Raw genomic sequence first — 20056 nt, 5'->3', positions numbered from 1 at the left:
CGGCGCGGCGCGCGGCGCGTCCATCGCAAGCCGCGGGCACGCCGAGCCCTGGCCCCCGCACCGCCTCCGGGTCGCCCTCGGCCGGGTGGAGACCGGGGCCGGGATGGTCGCGACGGGCTGGGGGTGCCGGGACGCGGCCGGGGGGGAGGGGGCGCCGGTCTCCAACAGGCCGAGGGCGACCCGGAGGTGGTGCGGGTGCCAGGTGTCGTCGTGGTCGAGGTAGGCGATGTACGCGCCGCGCGCCGCGGCGAGCCCCGCGTTGCGCGGGCCGCTGGGGTGACCGGTCCTGGCCACCCGCAGCAGCCGCACCCGCGGGTCCTCGGCCGCCGCCCGCGCCACCCAGTCCTCGGTGTCGTCGTCGCAGCCGTCGGAGACCACCAGCAGTTCCCAGTCCCCGACGGTCTGCGCCCGCACGGAGTCGATGGTCCTGGTGATCGCCCGAGACCGGTTGTACGTCGGGCAGACGACGGACACCCGAGGGGTGCCGGTGGCTGTCATGACCGTGGTCCGTCCTTCGTCTCGAACCGGCAGAACGGCAGGCCGCCGGGCCGGTCGCCCAGGGCGTGCAGCGCGAGCAGCACCCCCGCCCCGCCGGTGGCCAGATCGGTGGAGAGCCGCAGGTTCTCGTGGCCCAGGAAGGCGGGCCGTCCCTCGTGCTCCACCCGGAACAGGTCCAGGACGTCCAGCAGCCGCTCCCGCTGCCGCGCGGTGGGCTCGCCGCCCAGGCGCCGCAGGGCCAGGGCCACCCCCGCCCAGCCGTGGAAGAGCCCGGCGGTGCGGGGCGTCGCGTCCCGCGCCGCGTCCAGGACGCGGTCGCGGACCCGCGCGAGGTCCGGGTCGGGCCGGTGGTCCAGGTAGTCCGCGAGCACCAGCGCGGCGCCCGCGCCACCGGCCGCCAACTGCGGCCTGCTGCCGGGCGAGTTGGGCGCCCAGCCAGCCGGCTCCGCGGTGCCCTCGTCGGGTTCCTCGCGCCAGCCGAGCGCCCGTGCGTCGCTGTCCAGCAGCGCGCGGGCGGCGTCCAGCCAGGCGGGATCGGCGGTGTGCCGGTACAGGGCCAGCGGGAGCAGGGCGCCGCCCGACCGGCCGCGCAGCAGACCGGCCTGGCCGCGGCGCGGCGGACCGGCCGCGGCCCGGGCGGCGAGCTGCTCGCCCGCCGCGAGGGCGTACTTGAGCGCGTCGTCGTCCCCGGTGGTCCGGGCGAAGTGCAGCTGGGCCAGCCCGGTCCCGGCCAGCCCGTCGAAGAGGCTGTCGTCCGGTGCGTCCGACTCCCTGATCCTGGCGAAGAGTTCACCGGCCGCCTCGGTGCGGCCCAGGCGCGCGAGCACCCCGGCGATGCCGGACAGGCCGGTCCACAGGCCGGGGGCCGGGTCGGTGAGCGCGCCGGCCGCGCGCTCCAGCCAGTCCGTGTGCTCCTCGGGCACCTCGTGCCCGGTCTCGGCGAGCGCCCAGAGCACGCCCGCGGCGCCGTACGCGAGACAGGCGCCGCCCTCCGGGACGAAGAACTGCGCGGCGTCGCCGGGGAAGAGCCGGTCCGCGCGGTGCGGGGTGGCCGCCGCGAGGATGCCCTCGGCGAGCGCCGCCCGGCCGTCGTCGTCCCCCGCGCGGGCCGGGACCGTGGCCGGGGGGCCGCCCGCCGCGTCCCGTCCGCCGGCGATGGTGCCCGGCGTGAGGTCGGCGCGCACCCGGTCGCCCCAGTCGCCCGGCAGCGGGTACCGCGACACCACATAGTCGATCAGCTGGTCCACCTTGCCCGGGCCCCAGCCCATGAGCGTGGTGAGCGGCGCGAACAGGGCCAGCCGCAGGCAGCCGAGGGCGTACCGGTCGATGTCCGGGCCCCGGTGGCCGGCGGGCGCGGCGAACCCCGGAGCGGCGTGGATCTGGGCGGCGTCCGGGTCGGTCGACGCCGTCTCCAGGTCGATGAAGGCGATCGTCCCGTCCGGGCGCACGAGGACGTTGCCGGGGTGCAGGTCGCCGAAGAAGACGCCCCGCTCGTGCATGGCGGCGACGCCCCGCGCCACCTCGTCGAGCACGCCGAGGGCCCAGTCGGTGTAGGCCTTGGCGCCGTGCGGGTCCGTCTCGGGGGCCTTGGGCAGGCGCCGGGTGATGGCGGTGGCGAGGGTCTCCCCCTCGACGAACTCCCGGACCAGGAAGTGGTGTTCGTGTCCCACCCGGGCGTCGAGCAGCCGCGGGAACCACGGCAGGCCGTCAAGCAGGCGCAGGCAGTCGTGCTCGCGCCGCAGCCGGGCCACGGCGTCCTCGCCCTGGGTGTCGAGCCCGGCGTACGGCCGTGCCTCGCGCAGCAGCACCGGCTCCCCGGTGCGCAGGTCGCTGCCCCGGTAGACGCCGCCGCCGTTGGAGAAGTGCAGGGCCTTCTCGGCCCGGTAGGGGAAGTCCTCCAGGGTGCCCGCCTCGCGCGCCCGCAGGGCCTCGTCGAGACAGGCGGGCGGCGTCACCCACTCCGGGGGGCGGAAGGAGGGCCCGCGCCGGTCGGGCACCAGCCGTCCCTCGGGGTCCTCGATGCAGTGGACGCTCTCGCCCGTGGGGGTCTTCATGGTGCGGGCCACGAACCCGCCGTAGCGCACGTACAGCGGGCCGGAGCGCCAGCGCAGGTCGCTGAGGATGTACGGGCCCGGCTCGCCGTCGAGGAGTTCGCCCAGCTCCGTCAGGACGAGCGCGAACCGCTCCTCGTCCTCGGGGTAGACGGTCACGAACTTGCCGCTGGCGCTGCGGTCGCCGTACTTGCCGTTGCGGCGCAGCAGGACCTTGCGGCTGCGGATGAACTTGAACGCGACGCCCCGCGGCACCAGGTAGTCCCAGCAGCGCTCCAGGATGTCCTCGGCGTTGCCGGGGGTGGCCGAGACATGGATCTTCCAGCCCTGTGCGGGCAGCCGGTGGCCGGGCGGGGTCAGCATCGCCCAGTCCGGCCCGGTGCCGCGCGTCCAGCCCTCGGGCCCGGGAGCGGCGACGGCCGGGAAGTCGTCCGAGGACGCCGAGTCCGCGTCGTCCCGGTCGAAGTACGGGGTGCCCGGCGGGCAGTACATCAGATGCCGAAGTATGTCCATGATCAACCGCCTTGGGAGCTGGGGAAGAGGCGAGGGCCGGTACGCCGGGAGGGCGTGGCCGGCCGGCGGCGCGGTGCCCCGGCCGGCCACGCGGTGCCCGCGGCGGCCGGGGTCAGCGCCAGAAAGGTGCCAGGTAGCGGAGGTAGAGCCAGTCGCCGACGCCGCGCCGGCCGGCGTCCACCTCGGCCAGTCCCGTGGCCGCGGCGGGCGGCCGGTTGACGCGCAGCGGCACGCCGGTGGCGGGCAGCTTCATCGAGTCGAGCCCGGCGACCGGCGCGAACACCGAGAACGGGGCCTCGACCTGCACGGGTTTGGAGCCGGCCACCCGGGCCTCGCCCAGGTCCTCGTGCAGCACGATGCCGCTGCCCCGCAACCGCACCGTCGCACCCGGGGTGACGGCGTCCAGGTCGGCGGCGCCCGTCGCCACGAACAGCACCCGCCCGTCCCTCTGCACGAAACCGCCGGACACCGTGTACGGGAGGGTCACCTCCCGCGCGATGCCGGTCAGGGCGGCGAGCACGACCAGCGAGACGGCCCAGATCCGCCACCGGCGCGCACCCGCGGCGCGCGCCTCGGCGCCCAGCCGCAGGGCCCCCGAGTACAGGCGCAGCGCGAGGTAGGCAAGGCCCAGGGAGACGACGGTCGCGCCGACCAGTCCCATGGCCTCCAGCATGCTCTGCCACACCGTGAAGGCCATGGCGAGGACGTAGACCGGGAAGACCATGCAGACCAGCCCGAACAGCGGTGCCCAGGACACCCCGGGCAGGGCCCGCTCGTAGCGCCCGCCGAACAGCACCCGGGCCACCAGCCGCCGCGCGTCGGTCATCGACCGGTCCCGCAGGTGGGAGATGTCGAGGTGGCTCATGAGCGCGAGGTAGCCGTCCAGCTTGACGAACGGCAGCGCGTTGAAGACCCCCGAGACGAAGGTGGTCAGCGTGAGCAGCAGCAGCGTGTCCCGGACTCCGGGGGAACCCCCGGTCAGCGCCACGGCGGCCGCGGCGATGCCCGACACCCCGCCGATGGCGGCCTGGGTGGTGATGCCGGCGAGCGCGATCCGCACCCGCTGCCCGCTGCCCGGCAGCCGCCAGCCGTCCGTGACGTCGCAGAAGAACGCCGGGGTCAGATAGAAGAGCATGACCCCCATGCGGCTGGGCTTGCCGCCGTAGTGGCTGAGCACGATCCCGTGCGCCATCTCGTGCAGCACCGTGCCCACATAGGTGACCACCACCAGGGTGATCAGCGTGGACACCGAGACGGGACGGCTCAGCGCGTCGGCCAGCGCGGGCAGTTGGAAGGCCAGGCAGAGGATGCCGACGACCACCAGCGCCACCAGCGCCGCCGCCCAGGAGCGGTGGGCCAGCCGGGCGGCCAGCGGCCGGAACCGGGCCAGGAACCGCTCCGGGCGCACCACGGTGAACTGGAAGGTCAGCGGGGGCACGAAGGCGAACCTGCGACGAGCGGCGGTTTTGCGGTCCGTGCCCCGCAGCAGCTCCATCCGCTGCGCCCGGGTCAGCCCCTCCCCCACCAGCTCGGCCGTCCACGGGGCGCCGAGCACGGCGGCGATGTCGCCGGCCGTGCGGGTGCCGTCGGCCGAGCGCAGCAGCCGCGCCATCCCGGCACCGACCCGCAGGTAGCGCCCGGCGTCGAACTGCACGATCCAGGGGGCGCCCGCCTCGGCCGGCTCGTGCACCACCACGTCCTCGGCCAGGCACGGGTACTCCGGCAGCGGCGGCGCGGCGGCGGCGGCCTGCGGGCGCGGGCGGTTCAGCGTCAGTTTCACGGCAGGTCCCGGCGCAGGAACAGGGTCCGGCCCGCGACACCGGCGACGGCGATCCAGGCGGCCAGCACCACCAGCGCCCACGGGATGGGCAGGACGCCGTCGTTGCCGCTGCGGTACACCGCGGCCATGGCCTCGTCGATGGTGAACCGGCCGATCTTCGGGGCGAGTCGCAGCAGGCCCTCGCTGACCAGCCAGGTGCTCAGCAGCAGCACGACGATGGCGACGACCTGCTGCCGGATGACGATGCCGAGCAGGCTGCCCCACAGGGCGCCCACCAGGATCACCAGCATCACGCCGAGCAGGGTCCAGGTGGTGGTCATGGTCCACTGCGGGTGCCATGCGCGGCCGGCCAGGAACAGCCAGGGGCTGGCCGCCGCGGCGGCGCCCGCGGCCAGCGCGTACACGACGCCGGTGCCGGCCGCGGCGACGAGCTTCGCGGTGAGCACCCGGCCGCGGCCGCCGCCGAGCAGCGCCGTCCGGCAGATCGCGCCGGTGGAGAACTCGCGGGTCACGGCGAGCATCGTGGCGAGGGCGGCGACCAGTTCGACCATGAACCAGCCCTGCACCAGGGTGGAGGTCAGGTCGGCCTCGGTGGTGGTGCCCTTGGGCAGCTGGTCGAGCGCCTGGGTGAGGTAGCCGGCGTCGGCCAGCACGCACAGCAGCGCCGCGGACAGGCCGAGGGCCCACCAGGCCCGTCCCGTCCAGATCTTGCGCCATTCGGCGGCGACGAGGTCACGCATGGCTGGGCTCCTTCGCCGCCGGGCCGACGAGTTCGAAGAAGCTGCTCTCCAGGCTCACCGTGCCGTTGCGGGTGAGGTCGGCGACCGTGCCGCTGTAGCGCAGGGTGCGTTGCAGGATCACGATGTCGTCGGCGGTCTGCTCCACCTCGGCGAGCAGATGGCTGGAGAGCAGGACGGTACGGCCCTCGTCGGCGAGGGACCGCAGGAACCGCCGCAGCCAGCGGATGCCGTCCGGGTCCAGGCCGTTGGCCGGCTCGTCCAGGATGAGCAGTTCGGGGTCGGCCAGCAGGGCCGTCGCCAGGGCGTGCCGCTGGCGCATCCCGGTGGAGAAGCCGCGCAGCTTGCGGTGGGCGTCGTCGGCCAGCCCGACCCGTTCGAGGACCTGCTCCACGCGGGAGCGGCCGAGGCCCAGGGTCCTGGCCCAGATGTTCAGGTCGCCGCGGCCGGTGGCGGCGTTGGAGGGCCCGATGCCGTCCATGCCGACACCGACGCGGTGGGCGGCGCGCGGGAGTTGCGCGTACGGGTGGCCGAACACCGTGGCCCGACCGGCGGTGGGCCGGGCCAGCCCGAGCAGCATGCGCAGGGTCGTCGTCTTGCCGGCGCCGTTGCGGCCCAGCAGTCCGACGACGCGGCCGGGTCTCACCTGGAAGGAGACGTCCTCGACCGCTGTCACCTCGCCGTAGCGCTTGGTCAGACCCTCGATGTCGACTACGTCCGTCATGCTCAGGTCCTCCCCCGGGCCCGCAGGAAGAGGCCGACACCGGCGATGATCAGCAGCTCCACGCCGATGCAGACGAGGAGGGCAGTGGTTCGCGTCCGGCCTGAGGTGAGGGCCGAGATGATGCCGGGCGCGGCCATGACGGCGACGATCCAGAAGCCCGCGAGGGCCCACGGAAAGCCGCGGGAAGCGGCCTGGGACATTGCGCATCTCTCCTTGGAGTGCTGGGCGGCACGTATATTTCCCGGGGAGGCCCTGGCCCGGATGCAACGCGACTGCATCCGGACCAGGGCACTCTCAGGTGCCGGCCCGCGTCAGGTCGCGACGACCGACGTGATGACGAGCGAGCTGTAGGTGGCGCTCACACCGGCGGACACGCCGAAGCTCACGAGGAAGCTGTTCCACCAGTCGGGGGCCTCCATGCCCTCCAGCTCCTCCATCTCCAGCTCCTGCATGGACAGTTCGAGGGCGGAGTTCTTGTTCTCCTGCATCGTTGTTCACCTCCTTCCGGGGTCTTCGGGTTGGCCGGGCTCGGGAAGCCGTGGTCCGTGGGACCGGGGCTTCCGGAGACTCAGGTCGCCAGCGTCACGAGGGACACGTACGAGACGACCCCTCCTGCGCTCAGCCCGCTGACGAGGCTCACCACGTCAGTCCAGCCGAAGGGCGCGTCGAGCGCCTCCAGCTCCTGCATCTCCAGCTCGTGCGGCTCCAGCTCCTGAAGCGCCAGTTCGAGCGGCGCGGAGGGACCCTGGTTCTTGGCGGTCTGCATCTTCTTCCTCCTCTCCCGGTGCGATGCCTGGTGGTGCGTCCGCCAGCGGGGGCTGACGGAAGTCTTCGCGGCACGGGGCCGGGCGTTCAGCGCGTGGCGAGGGCCGGTGCGCCGACCGCCTCCGCCATCACCTCGTGCACGTCGGCGAGGGTGAGGGCGCCGAGCGTCGGCAGACCCTGCCCCCAGGCCCGGACGGTGGCGCGGGCCACCTCGGCGACGCGCTCGGGCGGTGCGTGGAGCGCGCGCCGGATGCCCCAGTCGTCCAGCAGGGCGTCGATCCCCGACGCGGGGTCGTCCGCGGGACCCGGTACGGTCCGTGCGGCCGACACCGCCCGCCACAGCCGCTCCAGCCGGGCCGCCGAGCCCCAGCGGGGGTCCGGCCGGGTGATCCGCCGCCACAGCGGGGGCAGCAGGGCGGCGGCGGCCGTCATCTTGCGCACCCCGAGGGCGGTGGACAGTTCGTTGGCGAGGTACCAGCCCTTGCAGGCGCACGGGTCCCGGCCGAGGTTGAGCCACGGCTGGTGGCTGAGCCCGCTCAGCTTGGCGATCTCCAGGCGCAGCGCGTCGCCGGTCGTCGTGCCGGCGGCGCGGGCCGCCGCGACCTCGTCGCCCAGCCGCACCAGCCGCCGCAGCAGGGTCTCGGCGAAGGCGTCCTCGGTCGGCAGTTCCCGGTGGTCGCCCGCGTACATCCCGGCCAGCCGGAACAGCACCTCCAGGGTGCCCTCGGCGAGCAGTTCCGCGGGCAGGGTCCGGGTCGCCGCGGCGTCGTAGACCGCGACCTCGGGCTGGAGCCCGTTGCCCAGCACCAGCCGCTTGCCCTCGGGCGTCGCCAGGCAGACGGCGCCGCTGAGTTCGCTGCCGGTGCCCACCGTCGTGGGCACGGCGACCAGTGGCACGCGGGGCGCGGAGTCGGCCGACAGCAGGACCAGTCCGCTGCGCTGGCGCACGGTGAGGCGGTCGCCCACGGCCGGGTCGGAGCCCAGCAGCACGGCGAGTTTGGCCTGGTCCAGCAGGGACCCGCCGCCGATGGCGACCACGAACTCGCGGTCCGCCACCTCCTGGGCGAGGCAGCTGACGCTCGCCAGGTCGCCGGGACCCGCGAGGACGGTCCGCTCGGTGTCCCGGTCCGCCCAGGCCGCGCGCTCGCGCACCCGGGCCTCCGCCTCGCCGTCCGCGACGGCCGCGTCGACGAGGATCGTCAGCCGCCGCCCCGCGTGCCGGGCCAGCCACTGCGAGAGGCCGTCGAGGCCGTACGCCACCCGGGTCAGCGGATGCCTGCTCAGACTCCAGACCGGCTCCATCACACCGCCTCCGTACCGGCCGCCGTGGTGGCGGCCGTCCCGGCGTGCGCGTCCACCCCGGCCCGCACCCGGTCGAGGAGTTCGGCCAGTTCGGCGTCGGTGTAGGTGAGCGCCGGCAGGATCTGCACGCCGGACACGCTGGGGTGCACGATGGCGCCGGCCCGCCGGATCGCGGCGACCACGTCGGTGACCTGGTCCTGCGGCAGCGGTGAGCCGTCCGCCAGGCACAGCCGGATCGAGCGGAAGCAGCCCGCTCCGGTGGTGCCGCTCACCCGGGGGTGCGTGGCGACCAGGTCGGCGAGTGCGGCGTCCAGCCGCGCGGACAGCCGGCGGGCCGAGGCGACGGCGTCCAGCCGCCGCATCTCGGCGAGGGTCGCCAGCACCGCCGCGCAGGTCACCGGTGTCCCGGCCTGCGTCTCCCCGTGCACGAAGACGTCCCCGGAGGCATGGAAGGCGTCCGCCACGGCGCGGGACACCAGGACCGCCGCCGCCGCGCAGGTGCCGTTGGTCAGGCCCTTGGAGGTGATGAGCAGGTCCGGGGGCGCGGGCCACAGCTGGGAGGCGAAGAGGCTGCCGACCCGGCCGAAGCCGGTGGCCACCTCGTCGGCGACCAGCAGGAAGCCGTACCGTTCGCGCAGTTCGAGCAGGGTCCGCACGTACTCGGGGGACAGCGGCACCGCGCCGGTGCCGAGGACCGGTTCCACGACGACGGCGGCGATCTGCCGGCCCTGCCGTTCGGCCAGCGCCCGTATCTCGTCGGGCTCGTTGGGGGTGACGTGCCGGATCAGCCGCTGGTCGACCCCGTAGACCGGCTGGCCGAGGTTCTCGCCGGTGAGGGCGAAGCCGCCGAAGGTCAGGCCGTGGTAGCTGTCCCGCAGTCCCACCACCAGCTTGCGGGTGCCCTCGCCGCGCAGCGCGTGGTGGTGCCGGGCCAGCTTCATCACCACGTCGTTGGCCGCGCCGCCGGAGGTGGAGAACAGCACCCGCCCCCAGTGGTCGGCGCCCGCCGCCTCGACGAGTTCCCGGGCGGCCTGCCGGGCCGGCAGGTTCTCGTAGCGGAACACCGAGAGGTACGAGGCCTCCCGCAGGGCCCGGGCACAGGCGTCGGCGATCGCCTCGTTGCCGTACCCGAGGTTGGCGTTCCACAAGCCGCTCGTACCGCACAGGAGTTCGCGCCCGTCGAGGAAGCGCACGCGCACGCCCCGCGCGGAGACGGCGCACAGTTCGTCGTCGCCGTGCAGCGCCGGGTCCAGCAGCGACGGCCACAGTTCGTTCGTCACGCGGCCTCCGCCTCGATCAGGACGTCGACGTGCCGGGGACCGCCGGCGGGCAGCGCGTGCCGGGCGACGACGGGCAGTCCGGCGGCGGCGAGTTCCCGCTCCAGCCGCTGGGCGGCGAGCACCCGGATGGAGGTGGTCAGCACCTCGACCCGGTCGGCCGCGGCGGCCTCGCGCTCGGGCGGCAGGATGGTGACGCCGCGCGCCGGGGCGCCGGGCGGCCAGTGCTCGATCATCCGGTAGCGGCGGCCGCTCGCGCCGCGCACCTCGAAGTCCAGGTCGGCCTCGGTCCCGGCGTCCGCGGCGCGGTCGACGGTGGACAGCAGGAACGTCCCGCCGGGCCGCAGATGGGCCCGTACCGAGGCGAGCAGTCCGGCCCGGCCGGCGTCGTCGAGGAGCGAGACGGAGGTGGTGCCGAGCACCACGAGGTCGTAGGTGCGCCCCAGGTCGAAGGCGGACATGTCCCCCTGCACCGGCGTGCAGCGCGCCCGCGCCCCGGCCGGGAGCGTCGCGAGCCGCTCCCGCAGCAGGTCCAGCATGTCCGCCTTGAGCTCCAGCGCGGTGACCTCGCGGCCGAGCGCGAGCAGTGGCAGGGTCAACCGGCCGGAGCCGGCGGCGAGTTCGAGGACCGGTCCGGTGCCGCCGCGGGCCACCCGCAGCAGTTCCCGGATCTCGCTGGTGTCGGTCGCGGCCAGGTCGTGGTAGACGGGCACGCCGGCCTCGTCGTACAGATCGTGCAGGACCACCCGGTCGCCGTAGCCGGCCAGCACCCGCGCGGCCAGGCCGGGCGGGGACAGCGGTGTCGCCGTGGTCATGCGCCCACCTCCGCCGGGGCGCCGGCCGTGGCGGGCAGCAGGGGCGCACCGCGTTCGGCGAAGAAGTCGAGGACCTGGCGCACCGCGGCCCCGTCCGCCCCGTCGGCGGCCGTCGCCGGGTCGCCGTGCACGAGCAGCCACTCCGCCGTCCGTGCGGCCCGGCCGCCGAGCCGGAAGGTGCGCTCGTGCCCGGGCACCCGGACGTACGCCGCCTGCGGGGTCCAGGCCAGGAAGGGGACGGCGGGGTCCTGGGCGTCGTACGCGCCCGCCACGTCCGCCAGTTCGGGCACGAGGCGTCCGCCGAAGCCGGAGATCCGCACGTCCGAGACGCCGTGCACCTGGAGGTCGCGCAGCACGTCCAGGGCGGCGAGGTACCGGCCCAGCCAGGGGCGTTCGGCCACGGCGGGCCCGCGGACCGCCTCGGGCACGGCGCGCCCGAGGGCCACGGCGGGGGCGGCGGCCGTCGCCGCGGCCCAGGCCGCGGACAGCGCGGCGGCGCTGTCGCCCGCCGTGCCCAGCCGGGTGCCCTGCGGGGAGACGGACACCGCGCCGTCGGCCGCGATCCACAGCCGGGTGCCGGGGCCGTCGTCCGGCGCGGCCTCGCCCAGGGCGCCGAGGTCGGCGATCTGTACGGCCGGGCTGACCGCGAACGCCTCGAACCCGCCCGTCTGGCGCGCCCGGTCGGCGTCGGCGAGGAACGCCTCGAAGTCGGGTTCGCCGGCCACCCGGACCAGGGTGGTCCCGAGCAGCGACATGTAGGGGCTGGTGCCGTAGTCCTGCACCTGGAGGAAGATGGCGCCGCCGATCGACGCGTCGCCGCCCGGCTCGCTGAGCGAGCCCTCGAAGCCCACGACGGTGGCGCCCGACGGCCCGTGTTCCTCCCCGTCCTGGTCGCCCGGGACGAGCACGAGCGTGCGGGGGCCCACGACGTCCGAGGAGAGCACGGCGGGCAGCTGGGCGGCGTCCTCCAGGACGACGGTCGCGCTCCCGCCCCCGGCCGTGCCGCCGGCGAGCGGCCGGCCCGTCGCCCAGGACCGCAGGTGCCTGCCCGTACGACTGATCAGAGCCTCATTCACCGGAGTTCCTCCGCTCGGCGCCGACCGCGGCGAGGATCTTCTTCAGATCCTCCATGGCGGCTTTCGGGCCATAGAGATTGCACACACCCGTCAGATTGAGCACGACTTCCTGAACGCCGGCCATCCTGAATTCATCAAGCTGTTTGGTGACCTGTTCCTCGTCTCCGAAGACAAATGCGCCGGCGTCCGCCATGAGCCGCCCCGCGGATTTCGGATCGAGGTTGGAGAAATCGATTCCGGCCCGCCCCAGCATGTCGATGTAATGCGGGGCCTGCATATGCCCCGAATTGCTCGCGAGGACGAACTCGGCCACGTCCCGCCCCGGCCGCTCCAGCGCGACGGGCACCATCGCGGTCACCCGCGGCGCGCTCCGCCCGGCCTTCTCGGCGCCCTCGCGCAGCGCGGGACGCACGACCTCGTCCAGGTAGGCGGCGGGGGTCAGCCAGGTGACGGCCACGTCGGCGACCTCGCCGGCCAGCCGCGCCATGCCGGGCCGCAGCACCCCGAGCCCCAGCTCCACCGGCGGGGCCATGACCGGCCCCATCTGGGCGTGGCAGGAGTAGTACTCGCCCCGCACGTCGACGACATCGCCGTCGAGCAGGCCCCGGACGATGGTCAGGTACTCCCGGACCGCCGTGAGCTGGCTGCGGTACGGCGCGCCGAGCAGGCTCTGCTGGAAGGTCTTGGCGCCCGGCCCGAACCCGGCGACGACGCTCTCGCCGGTCGCCATGGCCAGGGTCTTGACGAGGTGGGCCGCCTCGAAGGGGTGGCGCAGCGGCATCAGCGTGACCCCGAGGCCGGTCGGCACCCGGAATCCGGCGCCCGCGACGGCGGAGAGGGTCTGGAAAGGCTCCATCAGCATGCTCTGTCCCTGCCAGAGCCGCCGCGCTCCCGTCCATTCGACCAGGGCCGCATAAGGCAGCACCTGTTCGGGCCGTCGCTGCAGGAAAGGAACCAGTACGGAGTAATCCACTTGCTCTCGCCCCCCTTCACCGTGTGCTCAGACACTTTCACATCGGGGAGCTTTTATGGAGACGTCGTGCTTGCAGCTTCGTGCAAGCCTCCTTGCACGAAGCTGCACATCACAACGATCGGTCTTTTCGCCCCGGAGCGGCCGGCCGGGACCCGCTTTCCACCGTGCGCCGGCAGCTTGCGTGTTCCGGGAGGAACCCGGCGGCGCGGGCCTCGGCGAGGGAGGGGGCCGCCGCGTCGCGCTCGGACAGCACCGGGTCGTCCACCGGCCAGTCGATGGCCAGTTCGGGGTCGAGCGGATGGACGGCGTGCTCCGCCGCGGGGTTGTACGTCGCGGAGCAGAGGTAGTTCAGCGTCATGTCGTCGGTGAGCGCGCAGACCGCGTGGCCGAGCCCCTCCTCCAGGTAGACGGCCCGGCGCCGTACGTCGTCCAGCCGGACGGCCTCCCAGCGCCCGTACGTCGGCGAGCCGGTGCGCAGGTCCACCACCACGTCGAGCGCCGCGCCGCGCACGCAGGTGACGTACTTGGCCTGGCCCGGCGGCACGTCCGCGAAGTGCACACCGCGCACCACGCCGCGGGCGGAGACGGAGATGTTGGCCTGGGCGAGGTCCAGCGGGCGGCCCACGGCCTCGGCGAGCCGGTCGAACCGGTACCACTCCAGGAAGACGCCCCGGGGATCGGTCCAGGTCCGCGGCAGGATCTCCCACGCCCCGGCGATGCCCAGCTCACGGATCTCCATCACGCCACCCCGTCCCGGTCCTCGTCGAGCAGTCCGAGGAGGTAGCGGCCGTACCCGCTGGCCATCAACGGGCGGCTCAGTTCCCTCAGTTGCGCGTCGTCGATCAGTCCGCCGCGCCAGACGGCCTCCTCCACGCAGCCGACCTTCATGCCCTGGCGTTCCTCGATCACCCGCACGTACTCCGAGGCCCCCACCAGGGAGTCGAACGTGCCGGTGTCCAGCCAGGCGGTGCCGCGGTCCAGGACGGTCACGTTCAGTTCGCCCCGGTCCAGATAGGCCTGGTGGACGTCGGTGATCTCCAGCTCGCCGCGGGCGCTGGGGGTGAGGCCGCGGGCTATCCCCACCACCCGGTTGTCGAAGAAGTACAGGCCGGGGACGGCGTACCGGGAGCGCGGCCGGGCCGGCTTCTCCTCGATGGAGACGGCGCGGCCCTTCTCGTCGAACTCCACGACGCCGTAGGCCGACGGGTCGGCCACGGGGTAGGCGAAGATGCGCCCGCCGACCGGATCGGTGTACCGCCGCAGGCGGGTGCCCAGTCCCGCGCCGTGGAAGATGTTGTCGCCGAGGGCGAGCGCCACCGGCTGGTCGGCGATGAAGTCGGCGCCGAGCACGAACGCCTGGGCGATGCCCTCGGGCCGCGCCTGCACCCGGTACTCCAGCCGCAGCCCGAACTGCGAGCCGTCGCCGAGCAGCCGGCGGAACTGCCGCTGGTCGTCGGGGCCGGTCAGGACGAGGATCTCCCGGATGCCGGCCATCACCAGCGTGGTGAGCGGGTAGTAGATCATCGGCTTGTCGAACACCGGCATGAGCTGCTTCGACACGGCCCTGGTGACCGGCCACAACCGGGACCCGGTACCGCCGGCGAGAAGTAGTCCGCGCATGGTCACCGGAGGCCGGGCGCCGCACGGCCCCCGAACCCCCTGACCTCCTTTCGTACTTGCGTACGATCCGGCCACCCTCGCCCGGAGAGGCAGGGTGACCCACGGTCGCTGTCCCGTGATCATCTCGGTGACACACACGCTCGCGTCAAGCTACAGTTCGAATCCATGCGGCTCCTCGTGACCGGCGGCGCCGGTTTCATCGGCTCGGAATTCGTCAGATCGCTCCTGTCGTCACCGGATCCCGTACACCGCGGCCTGCGGATCACCGTCCTGGACAACCTCACCTACGCCGGGGTCATGGCGAACCTCGCCCCGGTCGCCGGGCACCCGGGATTCACCTTCGTGCGCGGCGACATCTGCGACGCGGACCTCGTCGGCCAGGTCCTGCCCGGCCATGACGCCGTGGTGCACTTCGCGGCCGAGTCGCACGTCGACCGGTCCATCGCGGGGGCGCGCCCGTTCGCCGTGACCAATGTGCTCGGCACGCAGACGCTGCTGGACGCGGCGCACCGCCACGGCACCGGCCGCTTCGTCCATGTCTCCACCGACGAGGTCTACGGCTCGATCGAGACCGGCGCGTGGACCGAGGAGAGCCCGCTCGCGCCCAACTCCCCGTACGCCGCCTCGAAGGCGGGCTCCGACCTGCTGGCCCTCGCCGCCCACCGCACCCACGGCCTGGACGTGGTGGTCACCCGCTGCTCCAACAACTACGGCCGGTACCAGTTCCCGGAGAAGCTGATCCCGCTCTTCGTCACCAACCTGCTGGACGGCCTGCCCGTGCCGCTGTACGGCACCGGTCGCAACGTCCGCGAATGGCTGCACGTCTCCGACCACTGCCGGGGCATCGACCTGGCACTGCGCAAGGGGCGGCCCGGGCAGGTCTACCACCTGGGCGGCGGCCGGGAGCTGACCAACGGCGAGCTGACCGCACTGCTGCTGGCGGCGACCGGCACCGGATGGGAGATGGTGCGGCGGGTGCCCGACCGCAAGGGGCACGACCTGCGCTACGCCCTCGACTGCGGCAAGGCCGAGGCGGAACTCGGCTACACGGCCGAGGTGGGACTCGAGGACGGGCTGGCGGACACCGTGGCCTGGTACCGCGAGCACCGCGACTGGTGGGAGCCGCTGAAGTCCGCCCCGGTGGAGGGGCGTTGACCGGGTCGCAGGGCACCGTCCGGCCGGTCAGGTGGCTCGTCACGGGCGCGGGCGGCAAGCTGGGCCGTGACCTGACGGCCGTCCTCGCGGCCGACCCCCGCGCCGAGGTGACCGCCCTGCGCCGGGCGGACCTCGACATCACCGACCCGACCGCCGTGTCCCGCGTCGTCCCCGGCCACGACATCGTGGTCAACACCGCGGCGTGGACCGATGTGGACGCGGCCGAACAGGCCGAGGAAGCGGCCACCGAGGTCAACGGCACGGCGGTACGGCACCTGTCCCGGGCCTGCGCCGCCTCGAACGCCCGCCTGCTGCACATCTCGACCGACTACGTCTTCGCCGGCAACGCCGTCACGCCCTACCCGGAGGACGCGCCCACGGCGCCCGTCAACGCGTACGGCCGGAGCAAACTGGCCGGCGAACAGGCGGTGACCTCGACGCTCCCGGACACGGGCTATGTCGTACGCACCGCCTGGCTGTACGGCGCGCACGGCCGCGACTTCGTGAAGACGGTGCTGTCCCGGACCGCGGCCGGAGCGCCCCTGTCCGTCGTCACGGACCAGCACGGCCAGCCGACCTGGTCCCGCGACCTGGCCGTCCTCCTCGCCCGCCTGGGCCGCGCGGCGCTGGCCGGCGACGCCCCGCCCGGCGTCTACCACGGCACCGCGTCCGGCCGCACCACCTGGTACGGCCTGGCCCGCGAGGTCCTCGCCCTCGACGGCCGCGGCCCCGGCCTGATCCACCCCACCGCCTCCGCCGCCTTCCCCCGGCCGGCCCCCCGTCCGGCGTACGGCGTCCTCGCACACGACCGCTGGAGCGCGTGCGGCCTCGCTCCCCCGCCCCCGTGGCGGGAGTCCCTCGCGCGAGCCCTGCGGACCTGACCGCTCCCGCGGCAGGGCCGCCACCGCGGCGCGCCGACCGGCTCCCCGCGGGCGGCCCGCGGGGACGTCACGCGGCTCACGGCACCTTCGGCCCGGAGACGAAGGCGCCGTTCCTGTCGTAGGGCCAGGCGTTGGCGACGCATCCGTGCAGGCCCTTGATCTGCTGCATCATCACGGGGGCCAGGCGGCCGGGCCCGGGGCAGGTGGTGTGCGTGTAGCCCAGGAAGTGCCCCATCTCGTGGTTGATGATCAGCGCCCGGTAGTCGTGGATCGGGCCGTCGAACGTGGGTGAGCCCTCGACCCAGCGCTTGAGGTTCACCACGACCCCGCCGGGGACCTCGCAGTTGTACTCGCCCCCGGTGTCCTGGTGGATGCCCGCCCAGCACAGGGCGTCCGCCGTCCCCGGCGTCGCGATGCTCACCGTGAGGTCGTGCGGCTGCCCCGCGCTCACCAGCTGGAACGCGTAGGCCGGGTTGTGGGTCCAGCCCCGGGGGGCGGCGAGTATGCCGGCGATCTCGTCGGCCGCCTGGGCCGGCGAGAGGTCGAGGCCGCTCTCCGTCTTCACGACGTAACGCAGCGGACGCGGGCCCCGGCCGACCTTCGCGCCGCCGGCCCGCGCGGTGACGAACACGCCGGTGCCCTTCGGGGGGACCCCGGTCCCGGTGGCGGTCGGCGAAGGGGAGGGCGACGGAGCGGTCTTCTTCGTCGTGTCGCTGTTCTTGTTCTTGCTCTTGTTCTTGCTCTTGTTCTTGCTCTTGTTCTTGGTCTTCGTCTGGGCCTCGGGTGGAGCGCTCACCGCGCTCCGCTGACGCGACGCGCCGCTCGACGCGTCGCTCCGGCCGTCCAGGAGGACGGCGGCGGAGCCGAGCAGTCCGACGACCGTCAGTACGGCGACCGGCCAGCCCCTGCCCCGACGGCGTGGCCGTCGCCGGCGGCGGGAGGACCGGCGGCGTTCGGCCCGGTGAGATGCGTGCATGGCAGCTCAACCTGGCCATTTCAGATGATCGCCATGAGCGCGCGTCATCACGGAACGGTAACGAGTGGCTTCCCGGCGGTGCCCGTCAGCGCGGGCCCGGCCACCGGCGGGCGGCCTCGGCCCGGTGTGATCATTTGGTAACAGCTCCCGCCCGGGGCTCCCTCCCCCGGACGGTCGCCGGCCGGCATGTGCCTACACTCCCGAGGTGCCACGAGTTCTGCTTGTCGAGGACGACCCGGACGTGCGCGAGGCCGTCCGGCTGGGCCTGCGACATCAGGGACATGAGGTGATCGCCGCCGAAACGGGCGAAGAGGGCTGGGAACACCTTGGCTCCTTCCGCCCGGACGTCGTCGTGCTGGACCTCATGCTGCCCGGCATGTCCGGCCTCGACGTGTGCCGGCGCATCAGGGACCGCGACCAGGTGCCGATCATCATGGTGACCGCCAAGGGGGACGACGTCGACGTGGTCGTGGGGCTGGAGGCCGGCGCGGACGACTACGTGGTCAAACCCGTGCGGGCCCGGGTGCTCGACGCGCGCATACGGGCCGTGCTGCGCAGGCAGGACCCGTCCGTCTCGAACACCGCCCGGCCCCGGCCGGAGTCGCACGGCGACCTGGTCGTCGACCGGGCCGGACTCGTGGTGACGCACCGCGGTGAACGCGTGACGCTCGCCCCCTCCGAGCTTCGGCTGCTGCTGACCCTCTCGGCCTCGCCCGGCCAGGTGTTCAGCCGCCAGCAACTGCTGGAACTGGTCTGGGAGCACAGCTACTACGGCGACATACGGCTCGTGGACGCCTGTGTGAAGCGACTGCGCGGCAAACTCGGTGAGCCCGCCGGCCGGCCCCGGTACATCCAGACCGTGCGCGGCTTCGGCTACCGCTTCGGCACCTCGTGAACGGCCCGGTGTCCGGGCGGCTGCCCTTCCTGCGGGCGGCCCTGGCGCGTGTCCCGCTTCCGCTGCGGGGCCTGCGCCCCCGTCTGATCGCGGCTTTCGTCCTGGTGGCCACGGTCAGCGCCCTGAGCACCGGGGCACTCGCCTTCCGGGGCGCGCGCACCGGGGTGCTCCAGCAGAGCCAGGACGCCGTCATCCGGCAGTTCCGGACCAGTGTCGACGCCGTGGCCGTCTACACGCCCCCGGCGCCGGACGCCTCGGACCTCCAGCGGGCGGTGGACCAGGTGCTGCACGCCAACCCGGAACAGGGGTGGCGGGTCCTGGCGACGTACGGCGACCACCGCGCCTGGGCGCCGAGCGCCGACTTCGACAAGCTGAGCCCGGAACTGCTGCGGTCCGTGCGGACCAAGCGCGCCGCGGTGTTCCAGCGGGTGAACGCCCAGGGGCATTCCTTCCTCGTCGTCGGCATGCCGGTCACGTACACCGCCGGCGCGGACCGGACGCCGAGGCTCTCGGGAATGGCGATGTTCCTGGTGGTGCCGCAGAACACCGAAGAGGCGTACGTCGACGCGATGGTCGGCAACATCGAGCGCGCCACCCTGGTGGCACTGTGCCTCGCCGTCGCCCTGGCGCTGCTGGCCGCGAGCGGTGTGCTCCGTCCCGTGCGGGCGCTGCGCGGGGCGACGCGCCGGATGGCCGAAGGGCACCTCGACGTCCGGCTGGCGGTCAGCGGTTCCGACGAACTGGCCGATCTGTCGCAGTCCTTCAACGACACGGCGGCCGCGCTGGAGCGGTCGGTGGCGGAGTTGCGCCGGCTGGAGGCCCAGGCGCGCCGCTTCGTCGCCGATGTCTCCCATGAACTGCGGACGCCGCTGGCCGCGATGTCGGCGGTCACCGACGTGCTGGACGAGAACGCGCTCCACCTGGACCAGGAGACGGGCCACGCGCTGCGGCTCGTCCGCGAGGGCACCAGCCGGCTGAGCGGGCTGGTGGAGGACCTGATGGAGATCTCCCGCTTCGACGCGGGCGCGATCGAACCCCACCTGGACGAACTCGACCTGGCCGAGTCCCTGGCGAACACCCTCGCCGCCCGCGGCTGGCAGGACCGGGTGGAGACTCGCGTGCCCGGACCGGGCGTGCTCCGCACGCGCGTGGACCCACGCCGGTTCGACGTGGTGATGGCCAATCTGGTCGGCAACGCGCTGCGGCACGGGGCGGCGCCGGTGCGGCTGACCATGGAGCGGGAGGAGCGAGCGGACGGGGCGTGGGCGGTCGTCAAGGTGAGCGACAACGGGCCGGGGATCACGGAGGAAGCGATGCCGCACATCTTCGAACGCTTCTACAAGGCGGGCGCCTCGCGGACCAGGAGCGAGAGCAGCGGACTGGGACTGGCCATCACGGCGGAGAACGTCCGTCTGCACCAGGGACGCATCCGTGCGGCGAACCTGCCCGGCGGCGGCGCGGAGTTCACGGTCGAACTCCCGCTGCGGCGTGATTCCCCGGACACCGACGACGAGGCCGCCGGGGGCTCCCGGTGAAGGGCTCACGCACACCCGCGCTGCTGGCCGGATGCGCCACGGTGCTCCTGACGGCGGCCTGCGGAGTGCCCGAGTCGGGTGTCATCGAGGCGGGTCGGCCAGCAAGCGGCATGGCCGCTCCCGCTCACCAGTCGCCGCCGCCCACCATGACCCCCGTCTACTTCCTGCACGACGGCGAACCGAAGCCGTACCCGCGCGGGATCGACGGCCCCGGGGACTACGAAGGCGCCGTGCGCGCGCTGTTCGACGGACCGTCCACGAGCGAGGCCCCGGCGGCCACCACGGAACTGCCCCGGCTGACCGCCGCGCCGGACGTGACGACCGTCGACGACGACACCCTCTCCGTCCGGTTCCCCGCGGGCGTCCCCGCCCTGAGTCCCGCCGCCCTGATGCAGTTGGTGTGCACGGTCGCCGGCGTGCGTTGGCCGGGCAACAGGTGCGCGGCGGCCCACCGGGCGATGGTGAACTCGGGGTGGCGCGTGT

General features: G+C 74.0%; 21 protein-coding genes. 5 read left to right on the top strand and 16 right to left on the bottom strand.

Going from position 1 to position 20056, the window contains the following annotated elements:
- The 15 genes from FRZ03_RS14110 to rfbA all read right to left on the bottom strand — a co-directional run.
- A partial coding sequence (locus tag FRZ03_RS14110; RefSeq protein WP_146465506.1) for a glycosyltransferase family 2 protein occupies positions 1–498 on the bottom strand: 498 nt, incomplete at its 3' end.
- Complete coding sequence (lanKC, locus tag FRZ03_RS14105; RefSeq protein ID WP_146465495.1) at positions 495–3062, bottom strand: class III lanthionine synthetase LanKC; 2568 nt, start codon at positions 3060–3062, stop codon at positions 495–497. The genes FRZ03_RS14110 and lanKC, both read right to left, overlap by 4 nt.
- A 112-nt stretch (positions 3063–3174) precedes the next feature.
- Complete coding sequence (gene mpaP, locus FRZ03_RS14100; RefSeq protein ID WP_146465494.1) at positions 3175–4842, bottom strand: daptide biosynthesis intramembrane metalloprotease; 1668 nt, start codon at positions 4840–4842, stop codon at positions 3175–3177.
- A complete protein-coding gene (locus tag FRZ03_RS14095) occupies positions 4839–5582 on the bottom strand; it encodes a hypothetical protein (protein ID WP_146465493.1) in 744 nt (247 codons plus the stop codon). Before FRZ03_RS14095 ends, mpaP begins: the two co-directional genes overlap by 4 nt.
- Positions 5575–6303, bottom strand: a complete 729-nt coding sequence (locus tag FRZ03_RS14090) for an ABC transporter ATP-binding protein (protein ID WP_146465492.1) — start codon at positions 6301–6303, stop codon at positions 5575–5577. Before FRZ03_RS14090 ends, FRZ03_RS14095 begins: the two co-directional genes overlap by 8 nt.
- A 2-nt stretch (positions 6304–6305) precedes the next feature.
- Complete coding sequence (locus FRZ03_RS14085; protein ID WP_146465491.1) at positions 6306–6503, bottom strand: hypothetical protein; 198 nt, start codon at positions 6501–6503, stop codon at positions 6306–6308.
- Positions 6504–6614: 111 nt separating this feature from the next.
- On the bottom strand, positions 6615–6791 hold the full coding sequence (locus FRZ03_RS39095) for a daptide-type RiPP (protein WP_186785416.1): 177 nt from the start codon (positions 6789–6791) through the stop codon (positions 6615–6617).
- An 80-nt stretch (positions 6792–6871) separates the two neighbouring features.
- A complete protein-coding gene (locus FRZ03_RS14080) occupies positions 6872–7069 on the bottom strand; it encodes a daptide-type RiPP (protein ID WP_070026971.1) in 198 nt (65 codons plus the stop codon).
- An 86-nt stretch (positions 7070–7155) separates the two neighbouring features.
- Positions 7156–8370: a daptide-type RiPP biosynthesis dehydogenase gene (mpaC, locus tag FRZ03_RS14075; protein WP_146465490.1), complete on the bottom strand. Its 1215-nt coding sequence runs from the start codon at positions 8368–8370 to the stop codon at positions 7156–7158.
- Complete coding sequence (gene mpaD, locus FRZ03_RS14070; RefSeq protein ID WP_146465489.1) at positions 8370–9650, bottom strand: daptide-type RiPP biosynthesis aminotransferase; 1281 nt, start codon at positions 9648–9650, stop codon at positions 8370–8372. Before mpaD ends, mpaC begins: the two co-directional genes overlap by 1 nt.
- Positions 9647–10462 (bottom strand): daptide-type RiPP biosynthesis methyltransferase, encoded by an 816-nt coding sequence (mpaM, locus tag FRZ03_RS14065; protein ID WP_146465488.1) that lies wholly within the window; start codon positions 10460–10462, stop codon positions 9647–9649. Before mpaM ends, mpaD begins: the two co-directional genes overlap by 4 nt.
- Positions 10459–11538 carry a daptide biosynthesis RiPP recognition protein gene (gene mpaB / locus FRZ03_RS14060; protein ID WP_146465487.1) on the bottom strand — a complete coding sequence of 360 codons (1080 nt, stop codon included), beginning with the start codon at positions 11536–11538 and terminating at the stop codon, positions 10459–10461. Before mpaB ends, mpaM begins: the two co-directional genes overlap by 4 nt.
- Positions 11531–12511, bottom strand: coding sequence for an LLM class flavin-dependent oxidoreductase (locus tag FRZ03_RS14055; protein WP_146465486.1), 981 nt, complete (start codon positions 12509–12511; stop codon positions 11531–11533). The genes mpaB and FRZ03_RS14055 overlap by 8 nt, the downstream gene beginning before the upstream one ends.
- Before the next feature lie 109 nt (positions 12512–12620).
- Positions 12621–13244: a dTDP-4-dehydrorhamnose 3,5-epimerase family protein gene (locus FRZ03_RS14050; protein ID WP_315902644.1), complete on the bottom strand. Its 624-nt coding sequence runs from the start codon at positions 13242–13244 to the stop codon at positions 12621–12623.
- A 5-nt stretch (positions 13245–13249) separates the two neighbouring features.
- The gene (rfbA, locus tag FRZ03_RS14045; RefSeq protein WP_146465484.1) at positions 13250–14131 is read right to left on the bottom strand and encodes a glucose-1-phosphate thymidylyltransferase RfbA; all 882 of its coding nucleotides are present in this window, start codon (positions 14129–14131) and stop codon (positions 13250–13252) included.
- Positions 14132–14296: 165 nt separating this feature from the next.
- On the opposite strand from rfbA, the gene rfbB reads away from it, so the two are divergent.
- Positions 14297–15286: a dTDP-glucose 4,6-dehydratase gene (gene rfbB, locus FRZ03_RS14040; protein ID WP_146465483.1), complete on the top strand. Its 990-nt coding sequence runs from the start codon at positions 14297–14299 to the stop codon at positions 15284–15286.
- Positions 15283–16167, top strand: coding sequence for a dTDP-4-dehydrorhamnose reductase (rfbD, locus tag FRZ03_RS14035; RefSeq protein WP_146465482.1), 885 nt, complete (start codon positions 15283–15285; stop codon positions 16165–16167). Before rfbB ends, rfbD begins: the two co-directional genes overlap by 4 nt.
- A gap of 76 nt (positions 16168–16243) precedes the next feature.
- Here rfbD and FRZ03_RS14030 read toward each other — a convergent pair whose 3' ends face one another.
- Positions 16244–16963 carry a DUF3152 domain-containing protein gene (locus FRZ03_RS14030; RefSeq protein ID WP_398660294.1) on the bottom strand — a complete coding sequence of 240 codons (720 nt, stop codon included), beginning with the start codon at positions 16961–16963 and terminating at the stop codon, positions 16244–16246.
- A 385-nt stretch (positions 16964–17348) separates the two neighbouring features.
- Here FRZ03_RS14030 and FRZ03_RS14025 point away from each other — a divergent pair, with 385 nt between their 5' ends.
- The 3 genes from FRZ03_RS14025 to FRZ03_RS39090 form a co-directional block, all read left to right on the top strand.
- On the top strand, positions 17349–18038 hold the full coding sequence (locus FRZ03_RS14025) for a response regulator transcription factor (RefSeq protein ID WP_146465480.1): 690 nt from the start codon (positions 17349–17351) through the stop codon (positions 18036–18038).
- Positions 18035–19573: a sensor histidine kinase gene (locus FRZ03_RS14020; protein ID WP_261399025.1), complete on the top strand. Its 1539-nt coding sequence runs from the start codon at positions 18035–18037 to the stop codon at positions 19571–19573. Before FRZ03_RS14025 ends, FRZ03_RS14020 begins: the two co-directional genes overlap by 4 nt.
- Before the next feature lie 110 nt (positions 19574–19683).
- A partial coding sequence (locus FRZ03_RS39090; RefSeq protein WP_186785415.1) for a GerMN domain-containing protein occupies positions 19684–20056 on the top strand: 373 nt, incomplete at its 3' end.

The sequence above is a fragment of the Streptomyces misionensis genome (genome assembly GCF_007896895.1).
In the GTDB taxonomy this organism is placed as follows: domain Bacteria; phylum Actinomycetota; class Actinomycetes; order Streptomycetales; family Streptomycetaceae; genus Streptomyces; species Streptomyces misionensis_A.
This window is presented reverse-complemented; position numbering and strand designations above follow the sequence as displayed.